The organism is Microbacterium yannicii (genome assembly GCF_024055635.1).
In the GTDB taxonomy this organism is placed as follows: Bacteria; Actinomycetota; Actinomycetes; order Actinomycetales; family Microbacteriaceae; genus Microbacterium; species Microbacterium yannicii.
In genome coordinates this window covers 67915-83376 of sequence record NZ_JAMXMB010000042.1, presented here as the reverse complement: position 1 = coordinate 83376, position 15462 = coordinate 67915, and the positions used below count along the sequence as shown (strand labels likewise).

Genomic DNA, 15462 nt, shown 5'->3' with positions numbered 1-15462 from the left:
AGCAAACGCCAAGCCTTCCGACCCTGAACGCCGCTAACAAGACACGGTGCGGCGTCGATGCGCGGGCAGCCAGCAGGATAGCGTGCTTGGCGGGAGGTGCTGATGCTCGAATGGACCAAGCTCGGCGAGGATGAGTTCAATCGCGTCGCCGAGCAGCTCATCATGAGGACGGTCGAAGGGGACAACCCGGGCCTCGTGGTAACGGCCGTGGACGGCCGCGGCGGCGACGGTGGCATCGACCTCGATGTCACTGTGAAAAGAACTGGTCAGCTTGTCGCTATCTACCAGTTGAAGTACTTTCCGGAGGGTTTCTCTGGCGCACACGGTCAGGTGCGCAAGCCACAGATTCAGCGATCGTTCAACGCCGCGCTCGAGCACGATCCGCCCGTCTGGTACCTCGTCGTTCCCCGCAACCTCACTCCTGGCGAACGGAAGTATGTCAGGGAACTGCGGGGTGAGCAGATCCGCCCTCAGACCCGCTACATCGGCGGGCTGCAGTTGGACAAGATGCTCGCGCGCTATCCCGATGTCGAGGACTGGGCCGAACGCAGTCCGATGCGGACCGCGCTGGACCGTATCGGGCGTCCGAGCGCGGCCCTTTCCGAGCCCGACGATCTACGCACGGAAATATCCCAGACTCTTGGAGCTGTGCAGGCCAGGAGCCCCTACTGGGGTGTCAACATCAACGCGTCGACCCTCGGGCACTACATCGAAGAGTATGTGGCGCTGCGCCCGGACTCTGCCGTCCGCGAGCCGCTGTCGCTTACGCTCAGCACGAACTTCGCCTCGCATGTGGACGTCGGCGAGGCATATAGACGTGCAATGGAGTACGGCATTACCAAGCCCCTGCGGCTGCCTGCGAGCGTCGTCACGCGGCTGGAGTTGAACGGGCCGGAGTGGTTCGCGAACGTCTTCGCGTCCGTCAATGTCGAACTCCACCCTGCCGGCCAGGAAGTCGACGTGGCGACAAAGCTCGTACTCCTCAGCGACGGTGGCGCGCAGATACTGCAGCGGAAATCGCAGTCGACCACGATTGGCCGCGGAACCCGCGGCGGACAGTTTCTTCTTGATTTCGGTGATGGCCTCGAGATGACCTTGGTTATGACCACCGGCAGCACCCACGGCGCCATGACCCTCACCGCTGAGTTCGCGGGCCAAACGGGAACCGCAGCAGTCCGCGCGTTCAAGTTTGTCGCGGCGCTTGAGCGTGCCGCGAAGTTGCGGCTGCACTATGGCGAGCTAGAAGTCACCATCGTGCTCGAGGGGGAGCGGCCACACGTCGACGAGGTCTTCGTCGAGCTCGCGGAGGACCTCGCGTTCATTGAGAACGAGACCGGCGTCGAGTTTGCCTACCCGGAAGAGCTTCCCGAGCCCACTGACCGCGTGAACATCCGCATTGCGCGGCGGCTGTTTGAAGGTGAGGTGTCGATCATGCCGAAGACGAAGGGCGGGTCGATCACGCTCGATGGAACGTACGACGAGAACTTGGTCCGGCTACTGCAAGGCCAGGGGTGGTTCGGCGGCGAGTACGACGACTTCACCATGGAGATCCTGGGTGAAGAAGTTGCCGTGGACGGAGTGTGGTTCGCCATACCAGACGCGGTCGCAGAGGACGCCGAGACGCACGTCGCCGCGCTCAAAGCGGGCACAGCGGCGAACCGGACGGTCGAGCTTGTCCCGGCGGATGGCGTGTCCGGGGTTTACCTGTGGTCGAGGCCGCGGCGCCGCGAACCGGACCAGCCGCTCGTGCCGAAACCATGGGACCTCACCGGAATTTTAGAGCACCGGCAACTTCGCGAGAAGTAACTAAGGCCTTGGGCAACGGTCCACATGCGGGAGCATTCACGGGGTCCGGACACGACGAATGCGATCGGCAAAGGGTGACCGTCGGCGGGGGGCTTGGATCGGCGGGGTGGGTTCTGCCCGTTAGGGATCGCTTGTCCTTGCTCCCGACGCGCTGGCCTCTCCGATCGGTGATCCTCGGGTACTGGGTTCAGCACACGTTTCCGTGCGGTCGACCGTCGGTACGCTCGATCGATGAACATCACTGGTCCGCGTGCGCTGCGCGACCCCGCCGAGATCTCCCGCCGGCAGTTGCTGCTCAAATCGGTGCCGACCGCCTCGCCGCTGACGGCTTGGGTGGACGACCTCGTCGAGGCGCGGCTCGCGCAGGGTCTTTCAGCAGAGATGCCCTACGTTGACCCACTCGACGCCGGAACTGAAGCGCGCGTACTCATCGTCCTTGAGGCGCCGGGCCCCATGACGAACGCGTCCAACACGGTGCCGGGCTCGGGGTTCATCTCGTCTGACAACGACGACGCCACCGCCGAGAACCTGTGGCTCGCACGACAGGAGGCTGGCCTAGTCGAGGGCGCCGTCATCTGGAACGCCGTCCCCTGGTACCTGGGGCCGACCCAACACAAGCCCCGCGTAGCGGAGAAGGCGGTCGGCGGGAGAATTCTGCGCGAGCTGGTCCAGATGCTTCCTGAACTGCACACCGTGGTTCCGCTCGGCGACCACGCGAAGGACACCTGGAGGCGATTTGCCCGGCCGCGCCTCGGCACCGGAATGCGAACCATCGAGTCGTACCACAGCGGGAATCAGGCGATGAATCAGCCGGGCTTGCGCGCCCATCTTCATGCATCTCTAGCTCGCGCGGCAAAGGATTGGCGTCCACGTGCGACCGCCGCCGGGGCAACGATCCACGTGGACCGCGATTCGACGGGTGCCACGACGAACCATTGGTACTTCGATGTCCAAAGCGATCGGATCGACATCCATCCTCGTTGGTGGTGACTACGCTGGACACTTGATCGAATGACCGCTGGCCCCGATCCCTTAGGCTCCGTGTTCGTGCATTGCCAGTTTGGGGATGGTCGAGTTTCGTGCCATTGCGTTGGCAGGACTGGGATTCGCCTGCTGGTCAAACAACGTGCCTGGGCACTACATCTAGTACTCCTACCTCCCGACGCCGTGGTCGCCGAGTAAGGCGTCGGGCTGGCGCTCGCGGGAGGCAGTGGACGGGGGCGGATCATTCGCTCGGGAGGTATGCCATCGTTCTTTGACCCGTTGCCAGTCGTGGCAACATCACCGTATACTGGGTTGATGGCAAAGTCGGAGAGTGCCGCGTCGCTACTTCGCGACCTGCGAAGAAGGCAAGGACACACGTTGCGTTCGGCAGCCGCGGATCTGGGCATTGCACCCTCACAGCTGTCGAGGATGGAACGCGGCCAGAGGTCGATCGCCGATTCGACCGCTCGTCGCATGTCGACGTATTACAGCGTTCCGACGGAGATCGTCGATCTGGCTCGCGGACAGGCGCCCGCGGACGTCGTAGCGATTTTGCAGCGACACCCCGAGGAGATCGATCGCCTGCGGGAAAAGTACGGGCAGTGACGACGGATCTGGCGGTTGCTCCGGATCCGTGGATCGCGATTCTCGAAGGACAGCAGTTCGGCGACTATAAGGTCGGCCACCACCTGGGTGGTGGCTACTTTGGGCTCGTATTCGAGGCCGTGAACAGTCGAACCGGCGGTGTGTTCGCGATCAAGATCCTTAGGCCAGGTGCGAACGCTGACGCGGTCGTCGATTTTGAGAACGAAGGTGTCCTTCTGCGACATCTGGCGGACTGCTCCGGAACCATCAACATTGTCGACGGCGGGTCGAGTGACGACGTCATGATCAACGGTGCGAGCGTTCCTCTCGCAGTGCAGTTCCATGTACTGGCACGCGCCTCCGGGTCCGTAAACGAACTCATACTCGATCCGATCTCGCGCTCCAAGCTGAGTTGGATCGAGAGGATTGGTTTTTGGCGCGATGTCGTTCTAGCGGTGAAGCAGATGCATCAGCGGGGGATCGCGCATAGAGACCTCAAGTGCGACAACTGCCTACTACTGGTAAGTCGAAATCTGAGCTCGGTGAAGCTGACGGACCTTGGCCGGGGTAAGAACTTCAGAATCACCGCGACTCGACCCATCGAACACTACGTGGCGGGCAGGGGTCAGCTCTTGCACTCGCCGCCGGAGTTCTTGCTGCATCAAGGTGGGTCGACCGCCGACGACTTCATCGCCGCAGACTACTACGGCATCGGCTCAATCCTTGTAGAGCTCACGACGGGACAACCCATGTCGGTCCTAGCCATGGGAGACATCGGCGCAGTACTGGCCGAGGGGCGAAGAGACTTCGCTGCCGGACGCAGAACTGACCTCAGCGGCTACAAGCCCAGTTACAGAAGCGCAGTTGCTCAGGTGGTGGACCAGATGCCCAAGACGATCCAACCCGACGCGCTGACCATGCTCACGCACTTGTGTCGACCTGTGCCGAGCGAACGCCTTGATCGCCCACCATTCAGCCGTGATCGGCGCGCGAAAGACCCTTTGGATTGGGTCCTACGAAGAGCAGACATCATGAGCCGACGCCTTGAGATTGATCAGCGCGAGGCTCGGCAAAGAGCCGACAAGCAAAGGAGATCAGCGTGAGTGCCCTCGGGGTGATTGAGGTCATCGGAGCTGACACGTCGTTTTCCTCTGAATCGGCGCGGCCGGCAGTGCCCGGCGTAGGTCGCGCGGCGGCCAAGGCCGGTCGCGAACGAAGGCCGTCCGACAGGGTTGCCGATTCGCTGTCCGACTTGGCGAACGACAACATTGGGGTAACCCTCGCAAAGGCTCGTATCCAGGCCGCCTCGACGCCTGGATCTACGACTCTGGCGCTGCTTGCCGACGCGTATGAGCTTGCCGGAGACCGGGATTCAGCGGTAACAGTCGCGCTGCAAGCACTAGAGCTCCTCACTGGTACGACCAACGTTGCACACGACGACCCGCTGGCTGCCAGAACTTCGCTCCAGGTGCTGATGCGCGCTGGACGGGTGGACGAAGCCGTTAGATATGCGGAACTCCTGCCGATCAATGATCGTCTGAAGTTGGAGATCGCTGCTGCTCTGGGAAGTTTTGAGAGGACCCAGGACGCCTGGCGAATTGTGCGCGGAATTGGTGATGTCTCCGGAAGGGATGCCGTCTTCGGCTATCTGTTTGCGCTAGATGGCGACTATCGGCGAGCCGCCCCGGCGCTACGCGCCGCCCTGCGTGAAGAGCCAGACGATGCAGACACCGCATTCAATCTCTCCATCGCGCTGTGGAGCCTCGGAGCGAAGCGAAAGGCGATGGCTGTCGCGATGCAAGCTCGTGCCGCGGCACCCGCAAGGGCAGACATCGGCCTCCACGTATTCGAGTTGCTGTTGATCGAAGGCTACGCCGCGCGAGTCGAGCGCGAGGTTCGGGAGTTGCTGGCGCAAGGTGTTGTGCCGTCAGCGCGGCTTCTCATCGTTCGAGCGAGGGCGAAGTTGGCCCTCGGCGATTCCGATCCAGCGCTTCGACTACTCGAACAAGCCAGCGCGAAGGCCCGAGAGGAAGACGACCTTGCGACCTATGCGGAGGTACAGAGCAATCTGATCCGTATCCGAGCCTTCCGCAGGAAGACAACCAGAGATCGTGCAATCGACGAGCTTCTTGCTTTGCACGAAGAGATTCCCGAGAGCCCGATCGTAGTAGTCAACCTGGCTCAAGTCGTCGATCTGAAATCACACGCGCAGGACCTTCGCCGAGCCACGGAAGACGTTCTCAGCGTCTGCAGCGAGGAGCAAGCGGCCTTCCTGATGTTCCAGCTTGCCGACCTTGAGGGAGACACAGATGCCGCTGCAGATCACGCGCTCGAGTGGCTGAAACTCGAGCCGGACAACCCTCGTGCGCTGGCCGCTGCCCTGGTGACGATCGGCATCGGCAGCGAGCGGTGGACGGATGCCGCCCAGCTAGCGATTACATACCGCCCGGATGGGAAGTTCGGTTCGGAAGAACTGAATAACGCAGCGTACGTGTTCGCCATGGCTGGTATGAGTGACCGGGCGATTCAACTGCTGACTCCTGTGGCCGACCAGAGCTTTGTGCTCAGGGCGACTCTTGGTCTCGCTCACCTGGCAGCAGGAAACATCGACGAAGGCATGCGGCTCTATCGCCGCGCTGCAGACGAGGCCGACAAGGTTAAAGACAACATTCGAAGCCTGATGACGGCGTACCAAGCGCTGGTAGTCCGTCAACTCGGACTTCTTGAACCCGAGGCGTCCGTCCGAGTCACGTCAATCTCGCTGCCCCCGTACCCGCTGCCCGACGACTGGGAGGATCGTCCAGAGTACCTCAGGCTTCTTGCGGTTGCGCGCCGCCACAACTTTGAATGGCCGCTCGCCATTTAGCGCCACTGCCTCGAAGCGACGACGCCAGCGCCCTCAACCTCGGAGCATGCGAGCGCCAATTCGCGCCCCGGGTCGATTGCCCGTTCCCTACGTGGATACGGATCATCGCATAGGTCAATTGATCAGATTCGACGAACGATCGCCGCGTGCTATACGAGTCAGGGCAGCGTCACCAACTCCGCTGCGCGCATTGCGAGCAGCGCGACTGCCTCTCGGCTAGATTGGCGCCGTGCGAGGAGTTTCGGGACGTGCGGTGCGCTTAGAGATGTGGTGGGCACACCAACAGCTGGCCGTCGGTAGCGGATTCATTGCGACGCTTGACGGCGCAGGCTATTTGGTCACTGCCAGGCACAATCTGTCGGGGCGGGACTGGCCGAGTAATCAACTGAAGTCGAGATGGTGCGTCGAACCCGACCGCGTGATCATGAAAATGCAGGTCGCTGCTCCAGGCATTCTGGCGTGGTCAGACCGAGAGGTGCGTGTGGTGGACGACAGCGGTGAACCCCTGTGGTTCGAGCACCCGAAGCTCGGACGAGGTGCGGACATCGCCGCATTGCCGTTGGAGAACGACGAAGAGTGGTTTGTGGACGCGTTTGACATCGCCAAACCAACCCCAGAGCGCGAGCCGTTGCTCTCCGCCGGTGATGACCTGTTTGTTGTGGGCTTTCCCCGTGGATTCACTCCATATGCAGGGGTTCCGATCTGGACGCGAGCCTCAGTTGCCTCGGAGCCGGCGTTCGACTACGACAACCGTCCGATGTAGCTGGTGGATGCGCGAACGCGAAAGGGTCACTCAGGATCCGCGGTGGTCCTGCGGCCCGGCATCAGTCGTACGGTGAGCATGAGGGACGGCAGTCTCTACACGACATCTATCGATGACGCCTGGATCGCGGGTCTCTACTCAGGCCGCGTGGTCGTTCCTGAAGAGAGGCAGGAGGCCGCGGGCGATTGCGAGCAACCACCCCCGGTTCCAGCCGAGACACTGGACATCGGTTTGGTCTGGAAGACGGGGGCTATCCTGTCGACCATCGCGGGACGGACACGGTTCCCTGCCGACGGGGACGGCTCACCCCGCTGGGAGCCCGAAGAGGACTGGGGTAAGACTGAGTCGACGACGCCTCACGACGCCTGAGCAGTCGACGACATCGGGACTCACACCGCGCCCGCCGGCGCTTGGACGTTGGGCAGCGCCGCCCGTCGCGCCGCTATCAGGCGTCGACGCCGAAGGCGCGCAGCAGCGGGACGCGGGGGATCATCCGGCGTGGGCCGAGTTGGACCGTGGGGATGGTCCCGCTCTCGATGCCGAGCTTGATCGTGCGGTAGTCGACGCCGACGAGTTTCGCTGCGTCCTTCATGGTCAGTGCGAGTGAGGTGGATGACGTGCTCATGACATTCTCCTTCGGTGGGCAACCAATGACATCACTTGCTCACGCACTGTACACCCGTGAACACCCGATGTCATCACTTGCTCAGAGCTGGACGAACTGGCACACTCGCAGCATGCCCGAACTCGTCATCGAACAGGTCGACGCGGAGATGATCGATGCGGGCGACGGCGTTTACATTCCACGCTCGTGGGGCGCGGTGGTGACGGGCCTTCCTGACATTCCGGGCGCGGTCCATGCGCGCATCGTGTACGACCCCACACTGCGGCGCGCGGTGGCTGAGTCGGTGCGGGTGGGCCGCAGTGGACTGGGGGATGAGGTGACTACGACGCTGCTGCGCGACATACGTGTGCAGGCGATCGTGCAATCGGCCGCAGCTCGCGTCGTCCGCATCGACCGCGATGGGGGGAACCTTGAGTCGTACGGCGAGTACATCGGGCGCCTGCGCACGAATGAGGGTCTCTCCGAGGAGCAGACCCTGCGTGAGGCGGTCAAGCTGTATCGACTCGGGTCAGTGATCAACGACGGCCCGCTCAAACTCGTCTCAGATGAGCTCGGCGTCAGTATCAGCACGGCGACGCGAATGATGAATCGCGCCCGCGTCGCCGGTCTTGTCGACGAGGAGACCGGTCGTGAGGTCTACATTCAGGCTCGCGAACAGCAGCTTCGCGAGCAGGCCACTGGACCCGTGGTTGGCCCGGGGTCATCCGGTCCGTCGGTCGGCCGCTGATCGCCGCGTCTCGACAGTCCGCCCGCGCCTTACTGGCGTCGGAGCTGCCCCACCGCGTTCTCACGCAGTTGCGCACTTCTAACAATAGAAGTACTCAAGTGTTGATCAATGTGCTCAGACATTGCGGCGTCTACGTCTGCGGGTAAAACGGGTTCCGAGAATGCCCGATCTAGCCCCGGAAACCCGCGGGTTTTTTGCCCGCGGTTTGCCCGCATCCCATCTGAAGCTAGCTGTTTTTGCATGCTCGGCAATGCGCTCGGACTCTCAAAAACCCGCGTAATTCCGCGGAAGTTGCTGCTAAATGCAGCTATCGAAACGCGCCGATTCGCATTCGAGTCCCTCCAGGGTTCTATCGATCATTTCGCCACCCTGACCAGGGCTTTATCTCATGGGGCGTTCTGGCGATGACCGTTACGGTCCTCGAGCTAACGCCCACCCTTTCCGCGTCGAGCACCCGTCCCCGCCAAGCCGGGCCCGCGCCGCCGAACCAGGCCCGCGCGGGCAAACCGGGCGCATGTCGCCGCCAATAACCGCATACGTCGCAAGATGCAAGCCGCCTGACGACGCAGACTCCGTTGCGCACACTGTTCGCTCCACCCGGCAACCGCCGACCCCGAGCGAACGAAGGATTCCCGATGACCCGCAAAGACCGGCCCAGCCCGGTGACACCCGCCGGCGACGAGAAGGGCCCGGGAGTCTCCCTGCTGCAGCAGGGAGCAAACGTGCTGCAGACAGCAGCCCCACTGAAGCAATTCGACGTCTACGTCAGCGGCTTCCATCCCGCTCGCGACGTCCCATCGATGCAGATGGAGGCACACCACTACTGTCAGGTCGTCAACGACGACTTCATCCAGGCAGCTCTCTTCGACGGAAACACGGCACACGCGAATCTCATCGGCATCGAGTACATCGTGTCGGAGCAACTGTTCCACTCGCTTCCGGAGGACGAGAAGGACTACTGGCACCCGCACAACTACGAGGTGCTGTCGGGCTCGCTCGTCGCGCCCGGACTCCCGGCTGTCGCCGAAAAGGCGCTGATGAAGCGGCTGATGAACAGCTACGGCAAGACCTGGCACACGTGGCACACCGGTCGACACGACATCGGGGGGGGCCACAACCTCCCGCTCGGAGACCCGATGCTGATGTGGTCGTTCAACCGCGACGGCGAATGTGACGCTGAGCTCGAAGCGGACCGCGAGCGCGCGATGGGCCTCGATACGCCGAAGACCCGCGCCCAACGGCGCAGCCTCGCCGACGCCGCTCACCCTCAGCGCGGAGTGGACCTCCTCGCGGCCCACTTCCCCGACAGCACTCCCCTCGAAGGCGTCCGCGACACCGACTCCTCGTGACTATCCGAACGGCAACGCCTTGATCGAGGATTCACTGGAGCCGATCGTGGTTCGTTCGACACGCAGCCAACGCTTGGTCGCCGGGGTGCTTTCCAACTTAGAATCGTCTCATCCCTCGCCGTGAGCAATGGAGCTTCAGGTATGGGAAATCGGTTTACGACGGCGCCGGTGAGCGACACCAACTGGCTCATCTACGACACTCTCTATCCCGGTAATGACTCCCGCCACGTCGTTGCGCGCATCGAGGCGGCAGAGGACTTCTACGACGTGGCATGGGTGCGCCCGCTGCCGCTGCCCACGACATATCTCCGCCTGGAGGACGCCCTCTACGACGTGGAGCGATGCACAGCACGCGGATCGGTCTGCGACTCCACGCGACCGATCAGCATCCCTCACATGCCACCAGTGCGCTCAGCCGAGCGCTAACAGCATCCGCCGTGCTGATGATCGCGACCTCCATACCGTTACGGCGCGTCGTCGCAAGCACGGATCATGCGCGATCCGCTCTCATCGACGACAGCTAGACGATCGGCGCGGGGCGTGACGGGTGCTGGCAAGATGGGACGACATGATCACCCGGGAGCTTCAACCCGAAGAAGTGGCCAGCTTGGCACCACAGCTGCTGGAACTTCAGCGACGCGCGTACAGCGTCGAGGCCGCGCTCATCGGTGACGACCGAATCCCGCCACTGCATGAATCAAGGCAGGATCTCGTATCCGCGCGGCTGCACTGGGTCGTGACGTTCGACGGCGACCGGATCGCTGGAGCCTTGGGGTACTCGGTGGAGGGAGGGTCGGTTGACATCGACCGTCTCATGATCGACCCGAGCTATAACCGCAAGGGTCTCGGATCCTCCCTGGTGACCGAAGTCATGTCACTCCAGGCGCGAACCATCGTGGCAACCGGACGTGAGAATGCGCCTGCCCGCGCGCTCTACGAAGGTCTCGGCTTCACACACGATCGTGATATCGAACCCGTCGCTGGGCTGTGGGTAAGCCAGTACTCCCGCCACTCACTCGCTATCACCGGAGCTGTCGCTGACGATCACCGCTGACCGCGGCTCCATACATGAGGTGGATCTCCGCGAGCGGTCGATCAGCGCGGTATGGGGCTGCGCGACGACTCGTCGCGAGGTGGGTGGGAGGCTACGCCACATCGTCGTGGTCGCGGATCGTCGCCCACCGGGGCTCTTGCTCGTCGGAAGTAGATGCCTCGGGGAAACTGAGTCCACGGGTCAGCCCGCGCAGCCGCGCAACGACTTCCTCGTCGACCAGTTCGTAGGCATCGGCGGGCACCGCCTTCGCCACGATCTGGCTGGCCGGTCCGATGAGGAACCTCGCCGTCGTGTGCGAGCCGTCAGGCTCGCGAATCGGGATCTGCACCAGCTGCGCCTGGTCCTCCTCGCCGAGCGCCCGGCTGTACTCCAGCAGCGCGTCAGCGATATCGTCGCCTGTCAGAAACTCGCCCCCCGCGTACATGATCACCTGCATGCGACCTTTCTAGATCGAGGCTGCAGGGCAGCGAACATCCTTGCCAGCGTGGGCCCGAGAAGCCATAATGCGACGTCTGCGGATCCACATCGGACGTCGTCACCTACGCCACTGGTCGGCTTGGCGGATGCTCGACGTCGCGTGGGAGCGGCCGATCTCGCAGCGCAACGCTAGCCGGGCATCGGGCCACAGTGGTCGGCTCGTCGGCGATGCTCCAACGGGGCCACTCGCGTGCCCGGAGCGGTTGAGGTCACACCAGGCTGGGTGTTCTGCGGGATGTCGACTTGCTGCGGCGAAAGGCGATGACCGCGTCGGCTGCTACGCATGCCGCGAGTGCGGCCAGGATGAGTCTTGCCGTGGTGTCCGTCGCTGGCGAGAGGAACACCGGCCCCGCGAGCGACCACCACAGCAGGAGGCCGGCGCCTGCCAAGGACAGCACGCTGCGGGCACGCAGCGTCGGCACAGTCCAGCGTCCTGCGATGAGGACGAGCACGTACAGGACGAGTTCCGCCGCCCACAGCGGAAGTATCCAGGGCGCACGCCATTGCAGGAATTCGGGGTCGAGTGCGAGGGCTTGGATCGCGGGTTCTGGGAGCCAAGGTGCCCACGAGGCGAGCCAGGGAAGAGCGATGACGATGGTCGCGCCCAGCATCCCGGCCGCGATTGCGACGATCGTGCCGGGGCGACTGATGAGGTCGCGGTCGATCGTGCGTGGCGGGGCGGGCCTCCATGCCTTCTGGCTGGATTCGCGTCGGTGCTCGACCAGCGCTCCGATGAGTGTGTAGGTGATCACGACGCCGGGCCACCAGAGGGCACCGATGCCCGGGCCGAGCCACCACACCGTGAGCCGACCCCACCAGGTGTCGGCGCCATAGTCCCAGCCGGTGACCGGGATGACGCCCAGCATGATGGCGGGCAGCGTGATGGCCCAGATCAGCGCGATGCCGCCGAGTGCGACCCAGGTGAATCGGGGAGCGTTGGACGGACGGATGATCGTGAAGCCTGCGGGTCGGTAGCGGTCGGCGACGTCCTGCGGTATGCCGAAGGCTGTGAGCAGTTCCATGACGAGCGTGGAGTCGGCGGGACGGCCGGCGTCTGCTGCCTGACCGGCGACCTCGTCGTCGAGCAGCGACCGCAGTTCCAGGGCGACGTCGGCGCGCTGACGTCTGGGCAGGTGCCGCACGACGTCCGCGACGTAGCTGTCGATGATGGCGGTGGGATCCACGTCAGTCCTCCTCGGTCAGAAGCCGGTTCATCACCGACGCCAGCGACCCCCATGCGGAGGTCAGGTCTTGGTATACGCCGGCGCCGAGGGTGCTGAGCTCGTAGTAGCGGCGGGGAGGCCCGTCCTCGGCCTGCCATTGCGAAGCGAGCAGTCCCTGGCTCTCCAGGCGGCGCAGCAGCGGGTACAGCGTTCCCTCCTCGATGGGCATCCCGCGCTGAGCGAGTGCCTGCCGCAGGGAGTAGCCGTACTGCGGGGTTCGCAGCTGGGAGAGCACGGCGAGCACGAGGGCGCCCTTGCGGAGGTCCTGCTCGAGCCGACCGAGCTGTGCCGCGCTATGTACCATGCCGCGTACACTACATAGTCACACACAGTATTGCCAGTGCCGCCCGGACCACGTCCACACGGCGCCCCGCCGTCATGGGTGACGTGCCGCGGCTCTTCGCGATACCCGCTCTGCCCGTTCGCGATCTAGAGCAATCCACCACGCGAGGTCGCTCCTCGACGGCACTGCAGCTGAACACGTGTTCCGGCGCGGTGACTCGTCGAACGTGTCGCCTCCCAGACCGACGGGCGCAGCATCACCCTGCGTCTCACCCCGCGCGGCCGCGACGTACTCGCCGGCTCCCGGCATCAGCAGCGCCGGGCCTTCGAGTACATCACCAGGGACTGGGACGAGGACGAACGATTGGAGTTCGCCCGGCTGCTCCACAAATACGTCGCCGCCTCGAGCCGCGCAACCTCCGAGTAGGAGCCCCCGGCGCGGGTCTGCGTCGCTTCGTCGATTACGATTCTGCTGAGCGCGTCGTTCCGGCGCGACAGGCAGACGGGGCTGGAGCAGACATGTCGGTGCTCGGCACGCGTGATGCTCTGCGACGGAACAACGTCACCGTCTCCGGCCCCGCTACGGGTCGCGTCATGATGTTCGCGCACGGATTCGGATGCAGTCAGGTGACGTGGGACCTCGTCGCCCCGCAGTTCGCAGCCGACCATCGGGTGATCCTGTTCGACCACGTAGGCGCCGGTGGGTCGGATGTGTCGGCGTACGACCCGGGCAAGTACGACTCACTGCACGGCTATGCGGACGACGTCCTCGAGATCCTCGAGACGCTGAACGTGACGGATGTCGTGTTCGTCGGTCATTCCGTCAGCGCGATGATCGGCATCCTGGCGGCCAACCGTGACACTTCCCGGTTCCGCGCTCTGGTGCTGGTGGGTCCGTCGCCGCGGTATGTCAACGACGGTCCGTATCGCGGAGGCTTCGAGACCGACGACATCGCATCGCTGTTGGACTCCCTCGACAGCAACTACCTCGGCTGGTCGCGGACGATGGCGCCCGTCATCATGGGCAACCCGCAGCGGCCGGAACTGGGTGAACAGCTCACGACGAGCTTCTGCGACATCGATCCGCACATCGCGAGGCACTTCGCGCACGTCACGTTCCTGTCCGACAACCGCGCCGACCTGCCGCTGGTGACCGTCCCGACTCTCGTGCTGCAGTGCACGGCGGACGCCATCGCTCCCGGCGAGGTCGGCCAGTACGTCCATGCGGCGATCGAGGGCAGCACCCTGTCCGTGCTCGAGGCGACCGGGCATGTGCCGATCCTCTCGGCACCGGATGAAGTCGTCGCCCGGATTCGCGAGTACCTCTGTGACCGGGCCTAGCGAAGACGCCTGGTTCCAGCGGGCGCCGTGCGGCCTGGTCGCCACCTCGACCGAGGGCGTCATCCTCGAAGCCAACGAGACCCTGCTGGAATGGACAGGCTTCCGCCGGGCGCAGCTCGAGGGCAGGCCGTTCACGTCGCTGCTGGACCCGGGAAGCCGGTTGTTCCACGAGACGAGGGTCGCGCAGGCGCTGCCGTTGCAAGGTGCGCTCAACGAGGTCGCCCTGACCATGGTGTGCGCGGACGACACCCGGCTGCCCGTACTGATCAACTCGACCCGCGACACGACGGCCGGTGTGGACCGCATCGCGGTGTTCAACGCGTCCGGTCGCATCCAGTATGAGCGGGACCTCTTGCACGCCCGCCGGGCGGCGGAGTCGTCCGAGGCGCAAGTGCGGGTCCTGCAAGAGGTGTCACGCGCGTTCGGGGTCAGCGCGAGCGACGAGGACGTCGCGCAGTCCTTCGCCGAGGTCGCGCGCACCGCGTTCGCAGCACGAGAGGCGGGTGTGCTGCTCCTCGATGACGACGGTGAACTCCTTCTCGTCGGAGGCACCAACCCGCTCGCTGGACTGGTCTCCCCCATCGTCAGCCTGCGCAACAGCCCCGACGTGGTCGTCGTCGACGAAGAATCCGCTGCCGCGCAGTTCCCCGAACTCGCGGGCGCGCTGCGCACGACGCGGCTGGCGGCACTCAGCGTGATGCCCTTGCTCGACAATCATCGACGGTTGGGGATCCTGGTCTGCTTCTTCGGCCGATCCCGGCAGTTCGACGACCAGTTCTTCGATCTGCAGAAGGCGCTGGGGCGCCAGGCCTCGCAGACCCTGGTCCGCGTCAGACTGCAGCGTCAGCTGGCGTTCCTGGCTCTCCATGACCAGCTCACGGGAGTCGCCAACAGGCAGCTTCTCGAGCAGAGCCTCGAAGACGCACTCGATGCGGCGTTCGCGCACGATGCACCACTCGCCGTCCTCTTCCTCGATGTCGACGAATTCAAGTCGATCAACGATCGCTTCGGCCACGCCGTCGGCGACGCGGTGCTGGTGGAGCTGGCTGTCAGGCTCAGCGCCGGCGTGCGGTCCGACGACGTGGTGGGGCGAATCGGCGGCGACGAATTCGTGGCCATCTGCGCGAACACCGATAGGGCTGCGGCGACGACCATCGCAGAGCGGATCCTGCGTCTCACCAACGAGCCCATCATGATCGATGACGGGACGGTCGCGGCATCCGTCAGCGTCGGTATCTCGATGTTCGATCCGCGCTCGCAATCCCGCCCCTCCCCTGAGCAGCTGCTCGTCCGGGCAGACCGCGCCATGTATGAGTCCAAAGGCGCCGGCAAGAACCGAGCCACCTTCGAGACGCCCGCCTCTTGAGGGCGAGGTCTTCG

The 15462-nt window shown here is 64.2% G+C and carries 16 protein-coding genes; 12 read left to right on the top strand and 4 right to left on the bottom strand.

Features of this window, described 5'->3' with window-relative positions:
* Positions 1 to 96: 96 nt before the first annotated feature.
* The 6 genes from NCG93_RS19870 to NCG93_RS19845 all read left to right on the top strand — a co-directional run bounded on the left by NCG93_RS19870 (position 97) and on the right by NCG93_RS19845 (position 7004).
* Positions 97 to 1806, top strand: a complete 1710-nt coding sequence (locus tag NCG93_RS19870) for a hypothetical protein (protein WP_252787619.1) — start codon at positions 97 to 99, stop codon at positions 1804 to 1806.
* Between the two features lie 231 nt (positions 1807 to 2037).
* A complete protein-coding gene (locus tag NCG93_RS19865; RefSeq protein WP_194413432.1) occupies positions 2038 to 2796 on the top strand; it encodes a uracil-DNA glycosylase in 759 nt (252 codons plus the stop codon).
* A 309-nt stretch (positions 2797 to 3105) separates the two neighbouring features.
* Positions 3106 to 3396: a helix-turn-helix domain-containing protein gene (locus tag NCG93_RS19860; RefSeq protein ID WP_194413431.1), complete on the top strand. Its 291-nt coding sequence runs from the start codon at positions 3106 to 3108 to the stop codon at positions 3394 to 3396.
* Positions 3393 to 4478, top strand: coding sequence for a protein kinase domain-containing protein (locus tag NCG93_RS19855; protein WP_194413430.1), 1086 nt, complete (start codon positions 3393 to 3395; stop codon positions 4476 to 4478). Before NCG93_RS19860 ends, NCG93_RS19855 begins: the two co-directional genes overlap by 4 nt.
* Positions 4475 to 6241 carry a tetratricopeptide repeat protein gene (locus NCG93_RS19850; RefSeq protein WP_194413429.1) on the top strand — a complete coding sequence of 589 codons (1767 nt, stop codon included), beginning with the start codon at positions 4475 to 4477 and terminating at the stop codon, positions 6239 to 6241. The genes NCG93_RS19855 and NCG93_RS19850 overlap by 4 nt, the downstream gene beginning before the upstream one ends.
* A gap of 229 nt (positions 6242 to 6470) precedes the next feature.
* Complete coding sequence (locus NCG93_RS19845) at positions 6471 to 7004, top strand: hypothetical protein (RefSeq protein WP_194413428.1); 534 nt, start codon at positions 6471 to 6473, stop codon at positions 7002 to 7004.
* Between the two features lie 445 nt (positions 7005 to 7449).
* On the opposite strand, the gene NCG93_RS19840 is transcribed toward NCG93_RS19845, so the two are convergent.
* Entirely contained in the window at positions 7450 to 7629 is a 180-nt protein-coding gene (locus NCG93_RS19840; RefSeq protein ID WP_238706947.1) for a helix-turn-helix domain-containing protein, read from the bottom strand.
* A gap of 112 nt (positions 7630 to 7741) precedes the next feature.
* On the opposite strand from NCG93_RS19840, the gene NCG93_RS19835 reads away from it, so the two are divergent.
* The 4 genes from NCG93_RS19835 to NCG93_RS19820 all read left to right on the top strand — a co-directional run bounded on the left by NCG93_RS19835 (position 7742) and on the right by NCG93_RS19820 (position 10759).
* On the top strand, positions 7742 to 8356 hold the full coding sequence (locus NCG93_RS19835; RefSeq protein ID WP_194413427.1) for a hypothetical protein: 615 nt from the start codon (positions 7742 to 7744) through the stop codon (positions 8354 to 8356).
* A gap of 635 nt (positions 8357 to 8991) precedes the next feature.
* Entirely contained in the window at positions 8992 to 9705 is a 714-nt protein-coding gene (locus tag NCG93_RS19830) for an OBAP family protein (RefSeq protein WP_194413426.1), read from the top strand.
* A gap of 168 nt (positions 9706 to 9873) precedes the next feature.
* Positions 9874 to 10131 carry a hypothetical protein gene (locus NCG93_RS19825; RefSeq protein ID WP_252787618.1) on the top strand — a complete coding sequence of 86 codons (258 nt, stop codon included), beginning with the start codon at positions 9874 to 9876 and terminating at the stop codon, positions 10129 to 10131.
* Positions 10132 to 10273: 142 nt separating this feature from the next.
* Entirely contained in the window at positions 10274 to 10759 is a 486-nt protein-coding gene (locus tag NCG93_RS19820; protein ID WP_194413424.1) for a GNAT family N-acetyltransferase, read from the top strand.
* 91 nt (positions 10760 to 10850) lie between these two features.
* Here the strand turns inward: NCG93_RS19820 and NCG93_RS19815 are convergent, their stop codons facing one another.
* The 3 genes from NCG93_RS19815 to NCG93_RS19805 form a co-directional block, all read right to left on the bottom strand.
* A complete protein-coding gene (locus NCG93_RS19815; protein WP_194413423.1) occupies positions 10851 to 11195 on the bottom strand; it encodes a hypothetical protein in 345 nt (114 codons plus the stop codon).
* Positions 11196 to 11445: 250 nt separating this feature from the next.
* Entirely contained in the window at positions 11446 to 12420 is a 975-nt protein-coding gene (locus NCG93_RS19810; RefSeq protein ID WP_194413422.1) for a hypothetical protein, read from the bottom strand.
* Position 12421: 1 nt separating this feature from the next.
* The gene (locus NCG93_RS19805; RefSeq protein ID WP_194413421.1) at positions 12422 to 12763 is read right to left on the bottom strand and encodes a PadR family transcriptional regulator; all 342 of its coding nucleotides are present in this window, start codon (positions 12761 to 12763) and stop codon (positions 12422 to 12424) included.
* Positions 12764 to 13260: 497 nt separating this feature from the next.
* Between NCG93_RS19805 and NCG93_RS19800 the strand changes: the two genes are divergently transcribed.
* The gene (locus NCG93_RS19800) at positions 13261 to 14082 is read left to right on the top strand and encodes an alpha/beta fold hydrolase (protein ID WP_194413420.1); all 822 of its coding nucleotides are present in this window, start codon (positions 13261 to 13263) and stop codon (positions 14080 to 14082) included.
* Positions 14069 to 15448, top strand: a complete 1380-nt coding sequence (locus NCG93_RS19795; RefSeq protein ID WP_252787617.1) for a sensor domain-containing protein — start codon at positions 14069 to 14071, stop codon at positions 15446 to 15448. Before NCG93_RS19800 ends, NCG93_RS19795 begins: the two co-directional genes overlap by 14 nt.
* Positions 15449 to 15462: the final 14 nt, after the last annotated feature.

What these genes read in the sequence shown, in the direction of transcription:
- NCG93_RS19865 (WP_194413432.1), top strand. Translation starts at nt 2,038, where the DNA reads ATGAACATCACTGGTCCGCGTGCGCTGCGCGACCCCGCCGAGATCTCC.
- NCG93_RS19860 (WP_194413431.1), top strand. Translation starts at nt 3,106, where the DNA reads ATGGCAAAGTCGGAGAGTGCCGCGTCGCTACTTCGCGACCTGCGAAGA.
- NCG93_RS19840 (WP_238706947.1), bottom strand. Translation starts at nt 7,629, where the DNA reads ATGAGCACGTCATCCACCTCACTCGCACTGACCATGAAGGACGCAGCG.
- NCG93_RS19835 (WP_194413427.1), top strand. Translation starts at nt 7,742, where the DNA reads ATGCCCGAACTCGTCATCGAACAGGTCGACGCGGAGATGATCGATGCG.
- NCG93_RS19830 (WP_194413426.1), top strand. Translation starts at nt 8,992, where the DNA reads ATGACCCGCAAAGACCGGCCCAGCCCGGTGACACCCGCCGGCGACGAG.
- NCG93_RS19820 (WP_194413424.1), top strand. Translation starts at nt 10,274, where the DNA reads ATGATCACCCGGGAGCTTCAACCCGAAGAAGTGGCCAGCTTGGCACCA.
- NCG93_RS19815 (WP_194413423.1), bottom strand. Translation starts at nt 11,195, where the DNA reads ATGCAGGTGATCATGTACGCGGGGGGCGAGTTTCTGACAGGCGACGAT.
- NCG93_RS19805 (WP_194413421.1), bottom strand. Translation starts at nt 12,763, where the DNA reads ATGGTACATAGCGCGGCACAGCTCGGTCGGCTCGAGCAGGACCTCCGC.
- NCG93_RS19800 (WP_194413420.1), top strand. Translation starts at nt 13,261, where the DNA reads ATGTCGGTGCTCGGCACGCGTGATGCTCTGCGACGGAACAACGTCACC.